Annotated in this window: 2 protein-coding genes; both read right to left on the bottom strand. The window is 38.3% G+C overall.

Annotated features, from left to right (window positions below):
• Positions 1 to 11: 11 nt before the first annotated feature.
• Positions 12 to 16,658 carry a T9SS type B sorting domain-containing protein gene (locus tag ACHRWY_RS10400; protein ID WP_395354359.1) on the bottom strand — a complete coding sequence of 5,549 codons (16,647 nt, stop codon included), beginning with the start codon at positions 16,656 to 16,658 and terminating at the stop codon, positions 12 to 14.
• A 127-nt stretch (positions 16,659 to 16,785) separates the two neighbouring features.
• Positions 16,786 to 21,324, bottom strand: a complete 4,539-nt coding sequence (locus ACHRWY_RS10395; protein WP_395354357.1) for a PorP/SprF family type IX secretion system membrane protein — start codon at positions 21,322 to 21,324, stop codon at positions 16,786 to 16,788.

Below are 21,324 nucleotides of genomic sequence, written 5' to 3'. Positions count from 1 at the left end.
GCTTTATTTTGTTATCTGTATAAAGTGAAATGTCCTACAAACTCACGTGCATCTTTCTCGTCATTCAATTTAAGAACATACCAGTAATCTCCTGAAGGTAATTCGGCACCATTATATCTACCATCCCATTTTTGACCGTAGTGGTATTTGGCAATTACACGACCGTATCTGTCGAAGATTGAGAATTCAAGGTTGTTGTAAATATTGGTACAACCAGGACCCCATGTATCGTAAACACCGTCTCCGTTAGGAGTAAAGTAATTATCAAGACAAACATCTATGTAAACGGCAGGTACTGTGATAGTAGCTGTACATCCGTTTTTATCTCTTACTACTACTACGTAATCTCCAGATTTGTAGATTTTGTATTTGTTAGAAGATGTAAATGGCTCTCCGTTGAAACTGTACTCGTAAGCTGGCGATCCGCCTGAACCTGTAACCGAAATTACGTTCATTTCCGGCTGACCTGCTGACAATGCAAGCGTTAAAGGATCGTAAGCTTTGATATTAAAACTAGCTGTTGGAACCTCACATCCGTTAGTATGTCTTACCGTTACAGTGTGTGTACCTGGTGCAACATTTGTAAAGATGTTACCTGGCTGATACGTACCGCTTCCGTCAAGTGAATAATCAATTTGTGTAAGATCAATATTGCTCTTATCAACTGTAATCGTTACCATGTTAGATTGTGCATTGTTCACACAGTCGTAATTGATTTCGAAAGTTGGATTAAGAAGAACTGCAGCATCCATATTCACCTCAAGTTTAGTCAGACAGCTTGCGTCTTTAATAAACACATTGTGTGTACCTCCTTTAAGATTAGTGAAATCATGTCGTGTACCAGTCACCGGAATATAAGTTCCGTTCTCATTGTCAAGACTTACACTATATGGTGGTCTTCCTCCTGTAATATCTATAGTAAATGCTCCATCTTTATCTCCATCACAAATTTCCTGTAAAATAGGTCCAAACACTTTACCTTCTAAAACATTTGGTTCCTTAATCTCACGTTCTATTATCTGGAAACATGAATTTTCATCCTGAACTATTATCTGGTAAATTCCAGGAACTAAACGATCGAATACAAATTTATCGTCAAACTGACCTAAGTTTGGAGAAATCGCATATTTAATTACTCCTGTACCTCCGGTAGCTGCAATGACAATTTTACCGTCATTCGATCCAAAACAAGATACGTCAGTTACCGTTGGAATAACAGATAAGGCTTCGTTTGGCTCATTAATAGTAATAGGTGCAGAATCAAACTGACAGTCTCCGCTATCTACTTTAACAACATAAGTTCCTTTTGGAAGTAAATCGAAATATCCTTCTGGCTGAGCCGGTCTTACTACAACACCATTACCATCCAATAAAGTATATATATAATTTTGTAATCCTCCAACAGCTGTTGCGTCTATAGATGCCGTTGCATCTCCTTTACAATAAACCAAAGCTCCTGTTAAATCTAATTTTAGATCTAGTGGTGTTAAAGCATTTATTTTAACATTATTAGAAATATTTCCAACACATCCTTTAGAATCTCTAACGTAGTATTGGTGATCTCCTAATCCCACAGGGAACGTTGTTGATGATACGAATGTACCCGCAACCGTAGTGAAAGCCTGGTCAGTACTATACTCGTAAGGCCCTGTTCCTCCCACTGCACTTAATGTTAGTGTAGCATCCGTTTTACAAGTAATTCCGGTTGCCAGAACTAGTGTAGACTCTACTTTTGATGGCTCGTTGATTTCGATCTCAGCACTTGCCGGTGAACTACAATTAATTCCATCAATAACTGTTACCGAATATTTTCCTGCCGGTAAACCTGAGAAAACAGGATTAGATTGAGGCGCAGAAGACATAAGCGGATTAGTAGAAAGGTAATTTAAGATATAAGAATAATTACTTTCCTGACCTCCTTTTGGAAGACTAACTGTAATTTCTCCGCTAGTATCTCCGTTACAAACTAATAAACCTACAGTTGCAGTAGCTGTAAATGTTATTGGAGCCGGTATTTTTAACGTAACTTTTAATGTTTCAATACAACCATTCAGGTCTCTGACATTTATGGTGTAAACTCCGTCAGTTAGGTTTTCAAAATAAGACTGATCTGAATAAGCCACGTTTACAGGGCCTGTCAATTCATATTCATAAGTACCCCAACCGCCGTTAGCAGATACATCAATTGTTCCATCATTACCCGGATCACAAGTAATAGGTGTATGTATTTCAGAAATTTCTAATTTAGAAACCGGCTGCTCAATTACGAAGTCTGTTTCAACCTCACAAGTTGGTGTGCCAACCAATTTAGCCGTAACATGATATACACCTACAAGTAAATTTGGAATATTTATTACTGCTCCCGGCGCATTTCCTGAAAGATTAACAGGCCCTGTAATAACGTAATCAAAACTTCCTGCATCATCAGTTGGAATTACTTTATTATCAACAAAAGTTAAATCAACACTTCCTGTAGCCGTTCCAAAACAAGATACATTTTTAATATTTTTCGCTAAGATGTCAAATGTGTTTGGCTCATCGACATAATGAATTGTTTTTAAGATACATCCTGTAACAGTGTTCTTAACGGTAATGGTGTAAGTTCCAACTGTTAAATCGGTAAATAAACCAGAACCATTACTTACTGAAGCATAAGGTGCCGGGTTAGTCGCTGTCGCTACAATTGTGTAAACTAAAGGAACAGCCGGACCACCTGTAAATGTTACATTAACCTGAATATCTTCTTTGTTAATACAAGTAATTGGCTTCGTAACAGTTATTGCAGGATTAGCAAAATCAATTCCAATGTACGGATTGATTGTTGCAGTACTTGTTCCTACACATCCTTTGCTGTCATATACATTAATGACATAACTTCCACCTAATAAATCAGTTTCTGTGTAAACAGGATTATCTCCTCTCTGAACAGGAACAGGGTCCCCGTTTCTTAAGAATTCATAAACGGTATACTCATTAGAACCACCAGTTGGTAAAGGCACTGTAATTGTTGCATAATTAGATTTATTTCCTTCTGTACAGCCATAGTCTGATACAATTGGAGCCGCAACTACAATAGGCTGTGGTTCACTTACCGTTACTTTATCATCAACCGGACAACCTTTTCCTGAAGTTACCGTAACTGTATAAAGACCAGCAGGAAGATTTGTGAATACATTACCAACTAAAACCATTCCAACAGGACTTGGGCTAATAGCGTACGTATAAACAGGATTATTGTTTACTGTTGTTGTTGGAGTTGCCAACGTTACAGTAATACTACCTGTACTTCCTCCGTTACAAATTGCTGCAGTTGGCGTTAATGTAAAATTAATAGCAGTATTTGGCGTTTCAATAACAACTTTTACGTCTTTTGTACAGTTCGTTCCTGTATCTCTAACAGTAAACGTATAAGTACCCGGAACTAAACCGGTAAATATATTAGAAGGAACAAAATTGATTCCGTCTTTACTATACTCATAACTTGGTGTTAGTGTACCACCAGAAGCAGTCAATGTAACTACACCTTGATTTCCGTTACAAACTGGAGAATCAGTAAGTTCATAAATCAATTGTAATGGTGTTAAAATATTTACAGTAGTACTTACAACACATTTATTTTCATCACGAACATATACGATATGATCACCCGGAGTCTGAACTGTCAGAATGTTGTTATTAAGTTTCCAGCTGTTACCATCTAAACTGTATTCAAGATTCGCAGTAAATCCAATAGCTGTTACCGTAATATCATATCCAGTTGAACTAGGACATTGTGCAGGTATTGCAGAAACAATAACTGGTAACGGGTCTTGCGCTATGTGAACTGTAACATAATCTGAACATCCAAGTGCATCTTTTACATACACATCATAAGAATCAAACGCCGGTGCAATCTTACCTGTAGCAATTTCTATAGAAGTAAATCCATTATAATCGCCATTTGCAGGTACTGTTGGTGGCACTGTTGTTGGCACAACTGCATATGTATATCCGCCTGTACCTCCTGTTATTGTTGTAGGATCGATGGTAATAACTGCTGCCAGATTACCACAGTTTTGGTTTTTAACACTTGGTTTAAATCCAATTAAGCTTAATACTGCTGGTTCTGTAATTTTAACATCCCCAGAAGTTATAGTACATTTTGGATATGCCGTTTCTTTAACTACTACTCTATAATTTGTAGCTGCGGTAAATCCAAAAGGAATTACAAACGGGTTCGCAGTAGTATTACCAGAACCTGAAAATACAGCCACTGGATTTGTACCATTATAAACAGCATAATCATATGGTCCTGTATAGTCTGCAATGTTAATTTCAATTGCTCCGGAAGCATTTCCATTACAATCTACATTAGATGCAGTAGACGCATTTACTATCGCTTTATCGAATAACGGAACATCGTAAACATTTGATAAAATGCTACAACCCGTTACATTATCGGTTATTTTAAATCTATAATTACTTCCGGCAGTTATAGCTGAATAAGTAAATGGAGTACCTGATGAAGCAGAAAGAAGAGTGTAACCAAGACCATCTATCGAAACTTCGTATTTGAAGTTACTTGGCGTTGATCCGCCTACCACAACTATTTCTATTTCTTCTTTACCATTCTCACAATCAATTTGAGAACCTGGAACAGCTGATCTTGTTGCAGTCGCTGAAATTAACTGAGGCAACGGATTTAATACTGTAGCCAATTTGGTTGTTTGAAGACAACCATTCGCATCTTTTACATAGAATGTCGGATCCTGAACTAATGAGGTATCTGCCAACTCAAATGTATATTTATTGTCTGCCGGTGTACTATTACTTTCGAAGTAATTGGTACCATCTATACTGAAACTATATTTTCCTGTACCACCACCAGCTGTAACAACCGCAGTTGTTTTAGTTGGGTCAACAGCACAACTAAATGCTGTAGCTGTAGCCGAAGCGGTTACAACAACCGGATCTGCTATAGTAACCGATACAGTAGCAGGACAACCTCTTCCTGAAGTAACCGTTACATCATATTGTCCCGGAGTTAATCCTGTAAACACATTATTATTAGGCTGTGTTATCGCAGTACCTGCTGGTAGAACCGGTGTTAATACATAAGTATAATCAGGGTTGTTATTTACTGCTCTTAAATTTACAGTAATGGTTCCGTTATTATTTGTTCCCTGTGGAGCATTACAATCTACCGGTGTTATATCAATATCAGATACTAACAAATCTACCGGAGTTGGAGGAACCATAACAATTGCATTTGTAATGGTATAAGAACAATTTCTGGCATCATACACTACAAACTTGTAACTTCCTGAACCAGCTGCAGCAGGAACAGTATAATAAGCTGTATCTAATCCCGCCGGGAATGCGATTGGAGCAGAAGTAACACCTGCATCTTTAGTAACAGTATAGGTATAAGAACCATAACCGCCTGCAGCAGAAATTTTAATTGTTCCATCAACAACACCTGAACAGAAAATATCTTTGTTATTTTCAGCTGAAGCAAGAAGCTGAGGTTTAATTTCGTTGCTTGATACCACTACCTGACAACCATAAGCATCTTTTACAGTAATATCGTAAGTCCCTGGAGTCAGTTTATCAAATGTATTGCTCAATTGCCAGTTTTGGCCGTTATCAATACTGTATTCATATCCGCCTGCCCCGCCTGTAGGAGAGACAACCAAAGTAGCAAAATCAGTGTCATCATAACAATAATCAGATGTCGTTGCAATAGTAGCTGTTGGAGGCGTTGGAGTCACTAAATTAAATGAATCCGTAAGTGTACAGCCATTACCGTCTTTTACAGATACGCCGTAAAGACCAGCTAATCTAAGCCCTCCAAAAATACCATCATTGTTCGTTACTGCCGGACCTGTCGGAGGTGTAAGTGTATATACATTATTACCCCATCCACCCTGAGTTGTAATGGTAACCGCACCATCTGTAGTACAGCCTAGTGGTGTAACGTTTAATGGGTCTAAAGTTAAAAGAGCTGCTGGTTCTTTAATCGTCACAACATTAGAAGTCGCAGGACAGCTAGGGTAAGCTGTTTCTACAATTCTTACTGTATAATTTGTTCCTTCACCTAATCCGAATGGAATTGTAAATGGATTAGAAGTAGCGGTATCATGAGATCCGGATGCTCCGGCTCCGCCTAGAGCAACAGCACCATCATAAATTGCATAAGTATATGGTCCTGAGTAACCTGCGACATTAATCTGAATACTTCCATTTTTCTCAAATTTACATTGTGCATCAGCAATGGTAGTTGCTGTTACCTTGATCGCATTGAATAATGGAACATTATATAAGTTTGTTAGAATATCGCAACCTGTTACATTGTCCGTTATTTTAAACTGATAAGTAGCACCCGCTGTTAGCGCATCATAAGTAATAGAAGTTGTAGTTGCTGCCGCTGCAATAACTGTATAAGGATTACCATCTATTGATACTTCATATTTTAAATTAGTTGGTATTGAACCGCCTACAACATTTATTTGAATTACCTCTTTGCCGTTAACGCAATCAATTTGAGAACCTGGCGCAGCTGATCTTGCAGCAGTTGCAGCAGTTAATTTAGGCAATGGCTCTAAAGCTGTAGTCAAAGTTGATGTATCAATACAACCATTAGCATCTTTAACCCAATACGTTGGATTTTGAGTAGTTAAATTATCACCGATATCAAATGTATATTGGTTGTCCGGTGGTATGCTATTACTTGTGAAATAGTTAATTCCGTCTTTACTGAACGTATAACTTCCGGTACCGCCCAAACCTTTAACAACAACTGTTGTTACAGTAGGATCTACCGCACAACTAAATGGTACTGCATCTGCACTTGCAACAACTGCAGGTGGTGCTGGTACATTTGCCAGTACTGTTTTCTCACAACCTCTGGCTGAAGTTACACTTACCGTATAATCTCCCGCACTTAATCCTGTAAATACATTATTATTAAGTTGCGTTTTAGAAGGGCCTGCCGGTAAAACCGGTGTTAATATATATTTATAATCAGGATTGTTATTAACTGCTCTTAAATTAACGGTTAGTGTTCCGTTGTTGCTTGTTCCTTGTGGAGCACTACAATCTACCGGAGTAGTTGAAATATCCGTAGCTAACAAATCAATAACTGTTGGAAGTATTAAATCTACAGTTGCTGATCTAGAACAATTTGTATTTATATCTTTAACGGTTACTGTATAATTTCCAGCAGCCTGACCCACAAATTTAGGATCATTAAGTTGCACCACATTTGGATTTGCAGGCACTGTATTATTTATTAAAGTATACTCAAAATTATTTGGAGTAAATCCTCCTGTTACAACAGCAGTAATAACACCATCAGTATCTTCACATACAGGCATTGTTGTAAAACTTGCCTTAATGGTAAGAGGTTCAGAAATAAGAGGTAATGTTACTTTATTACCACATCCGTTAAAATCTTTAACTTCAACAGTATGATTACCTGAAGAAAGATTTGGAATAGAGAATGTTGCTGAAGGCATTGAAATAAAACCAGCACCATCTAAACTATAATAATGAGGCGCAATACCAGATGTCGTTAAATTAACATCGATGACAAAGGAGCCTTCCGTAGCACATAAACTATTTGCTACAGCCGTAATAACCGGAGCAGGATCTAATAATACTTTAACAAAAGCTACCTGAACACAACCATTTGCATCTCTTGTATAAACGATATAGTCACCATTGTCTTTATTAAAAGTACTGGCCGTATGACTTGCTACATTAAATGTTGCAGGAAAACCTGGCTCTACTAAAGGGTTTGGATTATGATCAGTACCATCAATTACTCCTACGGTTCCGGTATCAGGGAAAATTTGATACAAGTAAGGTAAGGCTGTGATTCCGTTTGCAATATCTGCATCTCTAACAGTTCCTCCTTTTGCAAAAGCTTCAATAATACCTTTTGCTGATCCGCAATTATCATTTTTAACAGAATTAGCTGTTAATGATAAAGGAATAACCGATTGAGTTATAGTAAATGTTTTTGATGAATTCAAACAAACTGTAGTTCCGGACCCATCCTGTTCTGTAAATAAGATATAATAAGTACCTGGTTTAAGAGGTCCTACATTATTGGCAGAAGTAGTTGGTAACGTTACTGTTCCTGCAACTAAAGGTGAAACCAGTGTATTCGATTGCGAATTATAAATTTCATATTTAACCTGAGTTGTAGTGGGTTGTGGGTTTGCAAAAGTAAATGAAACCTTTCCATCACCCGCTCCTGTACAAGTTACATTTGCTTCTGTAACCGTACTGGTTAAAGTAGAGGATGTTTTAGTAGGAGCATCTGCTTGCTTGAAATAGTAACATTGTGTTGTTTCATCATACACAATAAATGAATATGTCACTCCTGGCAGTAAACTATTAAAAGTCGATTGCAATAAAAGCGGATCCCCAGGTAACGCCGGTGGAGAAACTGCATCTGCATTTTGATAAGAAGCAGAATAAGTCGCATAATCGTAATTAGTTGGATTAGCCGGATCTATTGGATATTTAGCAAAATGGTACGGCCCACCAGCAATTGTCGGTGTTGCTGTTACAATTAGACTTGCCGTTGTACAAGATGCTGGTCCAGGTGTAACTTTAATATCTAAATCTTCCGGCGGAGATGCCATGTTGATTTTTTTAGTAAGTGAACATCCGTTCTTATCCGAAACAGTTAATTCATAAATACCAAAATTTAAGACATTAAAAATGTGATCTTCATTTCCTGTAGGAATATAAGTTTGTGTAGCAGAAGTATTGCTTGTTAAAGTATAAATATAACCTGATGCTGCAGGAGTTGCATTGATTGAACCACCTGTTAAAGCTGTTACAGCAATAGAACCATAAGTAGTACCTGAACCACCTCCAACACATTTAATTTGAACATCAACTAATTTAAAATCGATTTTAGCAGGTTCTGTAATAACAACTGTTTTTTCTGTAAAACAACCTTTAGCATCTGTAACCCTAACGATATAAGTTCCTGCAGGAAGTCCTGAAGTCTGCGTATTATAATTAACATTAGGTGCCGGTACAGCTAAAACTGAATTGTCTTTTATAACATTGATGACATAAGGACTTACTCCTTTATTTGGATCAATTGTTACCGTTATAGAACCTGTAGCCTGTCCATTACATAAAATAGTTGAATTTGGAGTAGCTGTAAATTCCGGATTTGTTTTAGGAGCTACAATTACTGTTGAAGTAAGGCTACATTTAGTTGTAGAAGTATCACTTAAAGTAAACAAATATGTTGTACTTCCAGTTGCAGTAGTTGCCGTTGGATCTGTATAGATAAATGTTGTAGTTGGTGAATTTCTAACCGTAGGATCTAATACGCCATTTATTGTTACTGTATAAGTGTAAGGTGCTTTTCCTCCTGAAATAGTACCTTTAATTTCAGTATCCTGACCAATACAATTAGCTGACACATTCAATGCAGCATTGAATTTTAGTTCCGTTTCGATAGTTTGCGCTGCTAAAGTTAAAATACAGCCTGTGCTCATATCTTTTACTTTAACAATATAGCTTCCTGGATTTAAATTATTAAAAGTTCCGGTCGCCTGATATGTTCCATCATTGATATTATACATATACGTTGGCGAAGCAACTGTAGGAGTTACAACAATTTTTGCCAGACCAGCTGTATCAAAACACAAATCTGAAGCTGTCAAATCGATGCTGGCACTTGGTTGTACCGGTGCAGCAACATTAAATGTATCTGTGATAGTACATCCATTTCCACTCAAATCAGCAACAGAAATACCATAAGTTCCAGATTGGGTTAAATTGCTAAATGTAGCGTTAGATTGTGGTCCAACTACTGTAGCATCCGGTAACGTAAGTGTGTATCTGTTATTACCCCATCCGCCAACTGTGTTAATCACTACTTTACCATTATTAGGAGAACAAGTTATAGGAGTTATTGTTGGTGCTGTAAATGCAAATGCTATTGCTGGCTCTTTTACTTCAATAGCTTTTGCAGCAGTACACTGTGTTGTTGGGTTCGTAATTGTTATTGTATACGTGTCTGCTTTCAAACCTGTATAATCAATAACATTTCCTGTGCGTACCGATTGACCGATAGGAATAAGTACATTGGCAGCGTTTCTTAACTCATATGAAAAAGTACCCGCATTACCAGAAACAGTAAACGTAATTTTACCATCTGATGATCCTTTACAAATAACATTCGATACTAATGAGCCATTTACAATAACAGGTAAGACCTTATCAATTGTAAAATCGCCAATAGTGGTACATTTATTATCATCTGTCACTTTAAAGTGATAGGTTCCCGGCGCTAAGTTGTTAAATGTATAATCTTGTGTAAGAATACCTGTTGCTACCGTAATTGGTGGAGCTACAACAGCATCTGTACTTGTTATTTCAAATTTAAACGGTGCAACACCGTTATCTACTTTTACAGTTAAATTCGTTTTATCCTGACCCGTTGCACAAGTAATTGCCGCCGGTGTACCAAATGTCATATTTGTTGGCGGATTTAATGTCTTAACAACCGGTGATACAGGAACGGTATAAGAACAGCCGTTTCCATCGTATACCACAACAGAAACCGGTCCTGAAGTAGTGGTCGTGTAAGTATTTGAAGTTACCGCCGGTAATACTCCATTATAACTGTATAAGTATTTATTAGGACCTGTAAATGGTGTTCCCGGTAAATCTACAGTAACCGTAATCGTTGCAGATTGTGCTGCATTTAAAGCCCCACAAGTTATTTGTGTTGTAACATCTGCATGAGCTGTTAATTGAGTTGGATTAGTTAATGTTCTTGATACTACAACCGGACATTTTTTAGAATCTGTAACTCTAAACCAATAGGTCCCCGCACCAACGCCAGTAAGCTTGTTTGAACCCATACCACTAAATCCTGTTGCAGCAGAAGTAGTTGAAACTTCATACGTATAGGGTGCTAAACCTAAACTTGCCGTTACTTCAATTGCACCATTTGTTCCATTGTAACAAGTAGGGTTTGTTGGAATTGTAACTGCTGTCGGGAATACTTTTGCATTAATTACTCTCGAAACAACAGTTGTACAACCGTTCTTATCGGTAATTTCAAAATAATGAGTTCCTGATACTGAGGTGTCATAAGTAAATACACTTGAACCTGCGGCAACGTTAGTATATCCTCCTGTAAATGGAGCACCTGTTGTATTATGTCTGTATTTAAAATCCGGATATCCATTTGAAATCGTTACTTCAATTGTAGCATCCGGAGAAGCTGGTGTTACATCACAATCCAGATCAGCTAATAATTTAGTTGAAGCCGATATTGGCGAAGCTATAGTTTGTTCTGCTAAATCGATATAACATCCCGTCGAAGTATCTGTAACTCTAATTGTATATTTTCCAGGCGTTAATCCTGAGAAAGTTCCATTATTTTGTGTAGTAACTCCTGCGTTAATGCTATAATTATAATTGGTTTGCGTATTTGGAATTACTTTTAAAGTTGCTCCCGCTCCACCTGCACAATACGCAGATGTTGCATCAATACTTGCTGTTGGATATACTTCAGGTTTAATGGTAAAAGTTCCTGATATTTGACAACCTTTTAAATCTGTAACTGTAAATGAATAATCACCTGCCGTTAGATTTGAAAATGTTTTAATACTTTGCGTAGTTGTTGCACCAGCAGGCAATGTTGGTGTTACGGCATAACTGTAAGTTCCCCAACCACCTTTTGCATTAATAACTGCAGAACCTTTAGCATTACAAGTAACATCTTTAATTGTTGTTGGATCTAAAGCTAATACTGCTGCCGGAGCTGCAATAGTTTCAGTATCAGATTGTGAACATTTTGTTATTGTATTGGTTACTGTAATTTTATGTAAACCGGCATTTAAATTTGGCGCAGCAATAGTAAAAGAAGTTCCGGTTGCAGGTGAAGTTTTGGTTTGAACAGCTAAAGCATCGATTTGATAACTATAAACAACACCATTCCCTAAACCTGAAACTGTAAAAGTTACTTCTCCTTTTGAATCTCCCAAACAATTTACATCACTTACTACTGTACTTGAAATAGAGAAAACAGGTAATGGATCGATCTCATCTGTTTGAGAATAAACACAATTATTAGCGTCTCTAACTTCAAAAGTATATTTAACTCCGGGATCCAAATTGTTAAAGATTCCGGTAGTGTTATTTGCTATTGCTGCTGCTGGAGCAATAATAGCATATTTAAACGGACCTGTCAGAATAACTCCTGCAGCATCTTTTACATCTGTAATCGAAAAATCTACTTTATTAGTTGGACAAGTAAGTGCTGATTTATTTATAGTCATTGATTTTGGACCATTCAATGCTACAATAGTCAATGCCGGTGTCGTTGTAAACGTACATAAATTACTGTCACTAATCGTCACTGTGTAATTTCCGGCTGCGGTAATATTTCCAAAAACTTTTGTGTCCTGAGTTACTAATGGAACTCCATTTCTATTTAAAGTGTATTTGTAAATACCATTTCCACCTGTAACTGTTGCACCTACCGTAATTGTTGCAGGATTATCACAGGTATAAGGTGTCGTTATACTCGCAGTACCACTAATTGCGTCTGGTGCTACTAAAGTAACAGTTATACTTTTCGTACATCTATTGGTATCTTTTACATAATAAGTATAGTTTCCTGCACCTAGTCCTGTAAAAAATGAAGTATTGTTGTATGTAATTCCATCTTTACTGTATGTAAATCCGCCTGCTCCTCCACCTGGTTTTAACTGTATTGTTCCATCAGAAGAACCATTACATTTTGGATTAACATTGTCAGATCCTAAAGTAACTGGAACCAAAGCATCTATAGTAGCATCACTTGTAATGACACAACCACTGGCATCTTTAATTTGAAAAGTATAATTACCTGCAACTGCTGTAGTATAGGTAAAGGTATTTCCTGTTGTGATAGGCTGTACCAAAACGCCAGTATTATCTCCTGCAGTACGCGTTACCACAAATGGACCATTACCTCCTGAAATTGTTCCGGTAATTACTGCTCTGTTATTTGGTGCCGGGTCACAATCTAAAGGAGTTGTAACCGGAGTAACTGTCGTTAATTTTGTATTTATGACCTTAGTAATCGGAGCTGATGTACAACCGGTACTAACATCTGTAATTACAAAAGTATAACTTCCTTCTGCAGGTGCAGTAAAGGTAACAGTTGGCCCTGCAAAACTAGCACTAGGGCTACTTTCCGGACCACCATTAAATTTCGTTGTATAGGTATAAGGTCCAACTCCATTAGCTACTCTAATAATAATTTCTGCACTATTGACAAAACACAACGCCGAAGGGTCAAATGTTGCTGTTGGATGTATTGCATCAACAACTTCTACAGAAGCTAAAACAGCCGTTTGACAGGAGTTTAAATCTTTCGCTACAACTTTATAAGTTCCGGTTTTTTTAATATCAGGAAATACGCCTGAATCTTGAAAAGCAGTTATGGCTGTTACACCATCAGCTTCTCTTAATTGATATTGATAACCCGGAGTTCCATCAGTCGCCACAGCGGTTATCGTTGCACCTTCAATACATGTTAGCAATTTGGTAACCGTAGCATTAACTTTTAAAGCTTTTGGTATTTTGATTTCCTGCGCTAATGGAAAAGTACAGCTGTTAGCTGAACTATCGTAGCGAATTTTTATATTATAAATTTTTCCCGATAATCCTGTTAACGTTTTACTGCCACTGGTAGCAGCCGGAACTGGTATTACCGTTTGCCATGCACCACCATCTACAGAATATTGAAATCCTTTTGCCGGATCAAAATTCTTAGCAGACAACGTAATTTCTCCATTGTTATCTCCACTACATTGTACATCTTTATATCCGGTAATACCAGCAGAAAATGCTTTACTTCCGTCAACATAAACAGGAAAATCAACTACTGTATTACATGATTTTGGTATTTGACGTACCCAGATATCATCTATAAGAACGTCATTACCATTAAAAGCGTTATTATAAGATCTGATTACAAAACTTAAATTAGTGTAAGCACCCGGATTTAATAACAATTCTTTGTATTCCCATTTATCAGATTTTGGAACAACCCAAGGGCTTGCTACCGGAGTTGTAGCTACAATCGTTTCAGAACCACCCACTCCATTCAGGTTATTTACTAACTGAATCGTTAATTTTGGGTCATCGTAACCCGGATTTGCTTTCTTAATTAAATTCTCTGCCCATAATGAAATAATTACGGGTTGGTTCGCAATAACATCTTTAATTGGTTTACTATATAAAATACCTCCAATACCAGCAGTTCCCCCAACGTTTACGCATAAAAACCTTCCGTTTGCATTAGTAGGTGTCGTATGGTCTTTGGCTACCAGCCAGGTTCCTCCAAAAGTAGTTGTGATCTTACTTGCAACAGCATATTTTCCATCATTAATCTGGTAATCATTAAAACCACCACAAGTATACCCTATAGGGTGTGGAGTTGTTTCGTCTTCAAAACAATACGCCGGGTTAATTCCGGGAGTCGTGGTAAATCCACCAATCCCAAAATCTTCCTGTAGCAGGTTACTATAGGTTGAAACGCTTAATACATTATAATTAACCGTGATAGTATGGTCTCCCTGTGTTACGTTTACAAAAACGTTTGAAGGAGTATTTGTGTTAGCCACACCATCCATAAAATAATCATAACTAAAATTAGGATTTCCACTTCCGCTATTGGTTACAATTACTGTACTGGTTGCCGATCCGTCACAATTAAAAACAGGATCCTTAACACTAATGGTAGGTGGATCTGGTCTGAAATCCATGATGATCCCTGTCATTTTATATTCGCAACCAAGTGCATCTTTTACATAAAAAGTATAAGGTAAACTTGGTCCGCGAGGATCTACATACGCTTCATTGGATGTTATCCAGGTTTTTTTATCATCAAAACTGTACAGATAAGGCGGTACGCCTCCCTGAGCATTGGCAATTCTAACTTTACCTTGTACTTCTTTTCCAGCTGGTCCGCAACCTGACAATTCTGCAACACCCGCAGATGCTGTTAAAACATTCGATGCACCAATTGTAATTTTTTGAACAGGGTCATCACATGTCACACCATTTTTGACATATCTGACTTTTAAATTATAAATTCCTGCTGCTAAATTATTATAGACATAACTTGTCGTAGTACCTGTAACCGTACCAGTAACAAATTGTGTAGCTGTATTAACCGGGGTAAGATTATAACTTAAAACATAACTATTGGTGTCAGTAACATTTATTGTTATTTTTCCAAGTTCACTAATACAATCACCGTCTGTTTTAGCAACAGTGTACACTGGCTTCTTAGGATCGGCAACCACAATTGTCCTGTCAGTGGCAGCACAACCGTTTACATCTACAACACGAATTACATAAGTTCCTGCTTTAGAAGTGGTAATAGAATACGTTGGAACTTCTACAAATCCCGTATTGTCAATATTTATAAAATATTTATATGGCGTAACCCCATCTTTTGGCGTCACTGTAATAACACCCGTTCCGCAAGCATTTAATTTTGTGGTTTCAGTTGCTGTAAATGATAATGCAGTAGGAGGACTTGTAATAACAATATTCTTAAAATCCAGCACCTGACAAGCAGGAAGAGGAGCTCCTGCCACAACTGCTTCGACCTTATAGGTACCAGGATTTAAACCGCTAAAAGTAAAATCAGGATCATCTATAGAATTAGAATTGCTTATTTTAGTACCAGCGCTATTATAGAGATTATAAGTATACGGTAGTTTAATATCATTTGTTATCACTTGTATACTTCCCGTAGCGCTACTACATTTAGGTAAAACAACTGAAGTTGTGATAGCAAAAGTTACATTTTTAATTTCAAGATTAATAACTTTAAATTCACAAGATCCTACAACACCTTTTATTCTGATAAAAGCGGTGTATGTACCAGGTGTTGCAGTAGTAAATACATTACTGTCCTGCCATGCACCAGAAGCACCTGTTGTTGTAAAGCTATACTCGTAACCATTCCCAAATCCGCCAACAGTAATTTTTCCGTTAACTACACAGGTTCCGGCAGTATTTCTAATAATATTGCTTTTTGTTGTAGCTGTAGGAATTAAGGTGTTTTGATAAACATTGAAATAGAAAGTATAAGGAGTTCCTGTATTGTCTACTATTTTAACACGGAATTGCCCGGCAGAACTTGCCAGGTAATCTTTTCCTGTACCCACCTGGTTCCAGCAAGTTGATGCTGCTGTTTCATTAGCACAATCGCTATTAGAAACTGTAATACAAGTTCCTCCGGAAACAAATCTCTCCCAAATAATAGATTGTGCGTCTGTTATTTTTGTATCGATAAGCCGGGAATCATTTCCTCCGCACAAAAATAGTTTTGGTAACATCTTACCATCATTAGGACACTGTGTAACTTGTCCTGCATAAGGTAATTGTGCGTACGGAATTACAGGATTTGTAAGTGCGGCAGCAACTCCATTTTTCGACGGCTCCTCATTAGCATTTAAACTAATTGGATTGATCGGCTGATTATTTGCTTTTAAGAATATATTCTCATTCAAGTTTTCAGGAAACTTGGAGTTATATGCGATTCCATCTTGCGCGTAGGACGCAAAATTGAACAACATGGCTAAAACAAAAATCAGCGTTCTTAAAATAGTAGGTTTTCTCATAATCATTTTTTTGTTTACTTACATCTTATCCTCTAAGGGGCATTAGTGAATAAAACAATTAGTATTCTATAACATTTATTACTTTGTCCTTCTTAGTAGTAAGAAGGACCGACTTAAACTTTTTTTATTAATTCTCCACCTTAACGATTGCCATTTTACCGTTGTATGGTTTGTTTCCTTTTGCTTCTAATGCTTTAGTTGCTTCCGGTAATCCATCAAACTTCTCGTAATAGATGTAATATTTACTTGTTGTTACATTGTAAAAGAAATTAACATCTGTACGTCCTGCGGCAACAGCCTTAGCCAGGAATTGGTCACGTTTTTCAACACTGCTGTGAACTGCAATGATCATATAATAACCACTATCAGCATTTTTAATGTTCTTGATAATTTGCATATTCGACTGGTCTTCACCAAAATCAAAATCACTTGCCGTTAATGGTGTACTACTTACTTTTGTTGTCTCTTTTATACGTTTAAGAGCCGCAACGTCCTGTGCATATCTTCCCTGATCATTCTCATAAGCGGCACGTTTAATTCTACGTTTTTTCTCAATTTCAGTCTCCGCTTTAATACGCTCTAAATTCGAAAGTAAAGTGGCACTATCTTCTTCCATTTTTAACTGTGCTGCTTTCAACTGGTTGATCTTTTCAAGATAAGCCTTGTTTAAAGCATCATTTTTATTAGGAACTTTTTTAAGTCTCTCGTTGTATAAATTGGTCAGCTTCGCGATTTCATCTTTTTGAGCTTTATTGGCTTCAGCAAGTTGTAATTTTAAAGCTTCTAACTGACTATTTTCAGCCGCAACACTTTTAAAAGGTTTTGGTTCTTTATAAATTCCTTTTTCACTTAAGTCATTCTCTTCTCTTAAATCATTAAGATCTCTTTGTTTATTTGCCACAGTTGTATTAAACTGTGATAATAAATCTTTTTGATTTTTAGTGGCATTTTCAATAGACTGAGTTAAATCCTCAATCGCTTTTGCCGTATCATCTTTTGGTGCTGAAGCCGCTTTAGCAAGTGCATCTGCAGCCAGCTTAGCCTGAAGTGTATCGGCATCGGCTTTCGCTTTGGCATCAGCAAGTAATTTTGCTTCACGTGCTTCCTCTGCTAGTCTCAGTTGTCTTGTTTCTTCTTCAGCTTTTAATTTTTCTGATGTTTCTGCATCCGCTTTCGCTTTTTGATCGGCTAATAATTTGGCCTGAGCAGCTTCCATATCCGCTTTAGCTTTAGCATCTGCAGCTATTTTAGCTTGTTGCGCTTCTGCATCAGCTTTCGCTTTAGCGTCGGCAGCCAGTTTTGCCTGAAGAGCATCAGCATCTGCTTTCGCTTTGGCATCAGCAGCTAATTTTGCTTTTAAGGCATCTGCGTCAGCTTTCGCTTTAGCATCAGCTGCCAGTTTTGCCTGAAGAGCATCGGCATCCGCTTTTGCTTTGGCATCAGCAGCTAATTTTGCTTGTAAGGCGTCTGCATCTGCTTTCGCTTTGGCATCAGCAGCTAATTTTGCTTTTAAAGCATCTGCGTCAGCTTTCGCTTTAGCATCAGCTGCCAGTTTTGCCTGAAGAGCATCGGCATCCGCTTTTGCTTTGGCATCAGCAGCTAATTTTGCTTGTAAAGCGTCTGCATCCGCTTTCGCTTTGGCATCAGCAGCTAATTTTGCTTTTAAGGCATCTGCGTCAGCTTTCGCTTTAGCGTCAGCTGCCAGTTTTGCCTGAAGAGCATCGGCATCGGCTTTTGCTTTGGCATCAGCAGCTAATTTTGCTTGTAAGGCGTCTGCATCCGCTTTCGCTTTGGCATCAGCAGCTAGTTTTGCCAAACGTGCTTCTTCTGCTTCTTGCAATTGTTTTGCTTCAGCATCCGCTTTGGCCTTTGCAGTTGCTTCGGCATCGGCTTTTACTCGGGCATCAGCAATTAATTTTGCTTGTAAAGCTTCCATATCCGCTTTCGCTTTGGCATCAGCAGCTAATTTTGCCTGTAGGGCTTCTGCATCCGCTTTCGCTTTAGCATCGGCAGCTAATTTTGCCTGAAGAGCATCGGCATCGGCTTTTGCTTTGGCATCAGCAGCTAATTTTGCCTGTAAGGCTTGTGCATCCGCTTTCGCTTTGGCATCAGCAGCTAGTTTTGCCTGTAGGGCTTCTGCATCCGCTTTCGCTTTAGCATCGGCAGCTAATTTTGCCTGAAGAGCATCGGCATCGGCTTTTGCTTTGGCATCTGCAGCTAATTTTGCCTGTAAAGCTTGTGCATCCGCTTTCGCTTTGGCATCAGCAGCTAGTTTTGCCTGTAGGGCTTCTGCATCCGCTTTCGCTTTAGCATCGGCAGCCAGTTTTGCCTGAAGAGCATCTGCATCCGCTTTCGCTTTAGCATCAGCGGCTAGTTTTTCTTTTAAGGCATCTGCGTCAGCTTTCGCTTTGGCATCAGCAACTAATTTTGCCTGAAGTGCTTCTGCATCAGCTTTAGCTTTAGCATCAGCGGCTAGTTTCGCCTGAAGAGCATCAGCATCCGCTTTCGCTTTATCAGCAGCTAATTTAATTTTCAAGGCATCTGCATCGGCTTTAGCCTTAGCTTCGGCAGCAATTAATGCCTGTCTTGCTTCTGCGTCCGCTTTCGCTTTAGCATCTGCAGCTAATTTTTCTTTTAATGCAGCATCTTCTGCAGCTTTAGCCTTAGCATCAGCAGCTAACTTCGCTTTATTTGCAGCATCAATATTTGTTTTTGTTTTTGCAGCAGCAGCAGCAGCAGCTTTTGCTTCAGCAGCTAATCTTGCCTGATAAGCATCTGAATCTGCTTTTGCCTTGGCATCAGCAGCTAAGATAGACTGTAGATCAGCAGCTTCTGCTTTGGCTTTGGCATCTGCTTTACGTTTTGCCTCGGCAGCATCGGCTTTCGCTTTGGCATCGGCAGCCAGTTTTATTTTTAATGCTTCAGCATCAGCAGCGGCTTTTGTATCAGCAGCTAATTTTGCTTTAGCAGCAGCTTCGGCATCGGCTTTAGCTTTAGCTTCTGCGGCTAATCTTGCTTTGGCAGCGGCTTCGGCATCAGCTTTGGCTTTATCAGCAGCTAATTGAGCTTGTGTTTTTTGCGGTGTAGCAGTGCCCGGAGCAGCAGCAGCGGCTTTTGCTTTAGCGGCAGCTTCGGCATCAGCTTTGGCTTTCGCATCGGCAGCTAATTTTATTTTCAACGCTTCAGCATCAGCTTTGGCTTTATCTGCGGCTAATTGCGCTTGTGTTTTTTGTGTAGCCGTTGCAGGTTTATTTGTACTGGCAGCTTGTGCTCTTGCTGCAGCAGCAGCATCTACTCTGGCTTTATTATCAGCAGCTAATTTTATTCTTCGGGCTTCAGCATCAGCTCTTACTTTATCTGCAGCCAATTGCGCTTGTGATCTTTGCTCTGCGCCAGTTGCTCTGTTTGTAGTTGCCGTTTGCGCTCTCGCTGCAGCTGCGGCATCGGCTTTTGCTTTAGCGTCTGCAGCTAATTTTATTTTAATCGCTTCGGCATCTGCCTTCGCTTTATTGTCTGCTTCTAGTTTTGCTTTTGCAGCAGCTTCGGCATCTGCCTTGACTTTTTCTGAAGCAGCAAGTCTTGCTTGTTTGGCTTCGGCATCCGCTTTAGCTTTTGCTTCGGCTGCCAGTCTTGCTTTTTCTGCACCATCAGTTCTTGCTGCTGTTGTAGCAGTAGATGGTTTAGCCATTACCGGTTTTGGTTTAGACGGATCTATTAAGGAACCTTCTTCGTCATCACCATAATAGTAATTTTTGTTTTTGAATTTATAGGCTATAGCAAATTCATGAGAACCTCCAAGATTGGTAAAATTCCCCATCCCTCTCTCGTAGTTGTATTCAATTGCAATACTAGGAGAAATATTAAATCCTAAACCGGCAGAAACTCCGTATAAAGTATTATATCCGGCTTGTGCCCAAACTCCTTTTGGGATTGCAATCATGGCAAGGCCCGATAGAATTGTTTTGTCTTTTTTTACTTCTGTTTTTACAATTGCAGAAAATTTACTTCTGTCAAAAAAACCATAACTGTCAATGTAACCTGTGTACATGGCGTGCAATTCGATTGCTCTTTCCGGATCTTCTTTTACGACTCCGGCCCCAAAATTATAAAGTATCAGATTATTTACAGAAACCCCAAAATCAAGAAATGCTGTTCCGTAGTTTACACCAGGGTTAACAGTAAGCATTGTATTTGAAGGATAATCACCTGCTAAAAGATTTGTATCATCAGATATTATTTTGCCTTTGTTTAAACCGCTTTGATAAACACCAACGTTCATACCAAAAGTTAAGTTGCTGTCTTGTTCTAAAACGATGTTATGGGCAAAGTTTCCTATTCCGCCAAAAACGGTCATTAAACCATAATTTTGTTGAAACAGGCCAAAAGCAAATGCTTCATTTTCTCTGAAACGACCTGAATAATTGGCTAAATAAGTATTTGGTGCATTTTCAAATTGTACCCATTGTCTTTTATTATAAAAACTGGCATAGGCATTTGTTTCACGAACAAAACTGAATGCAGGGTTAATTAAGTATCTATTAAACTTTAAAGAATTTCTTATAGGTAACGAAAACGAAACAACTCCATCCTCAGATTTAGTTTCTTGAGAATAGAGTGTATTTGAAAAACCGTAAAATAAAGTTATGAATAGTAAAATTTTCTTCAT

The organism is Flavobacterium sp. FlaQc-48 (assembly GCF_044007335.1).
GTDB lineage: Bacteria > Bacteroidota > Bacteroidia > Flavobacteriales > Flavobacteriaceae > Flavobacterium.
The sequence above is the reverse complement of the archived record's forward strand: the minus strand, read 5'-3'. Positions and strand labels throughout refer to the sequence as shown.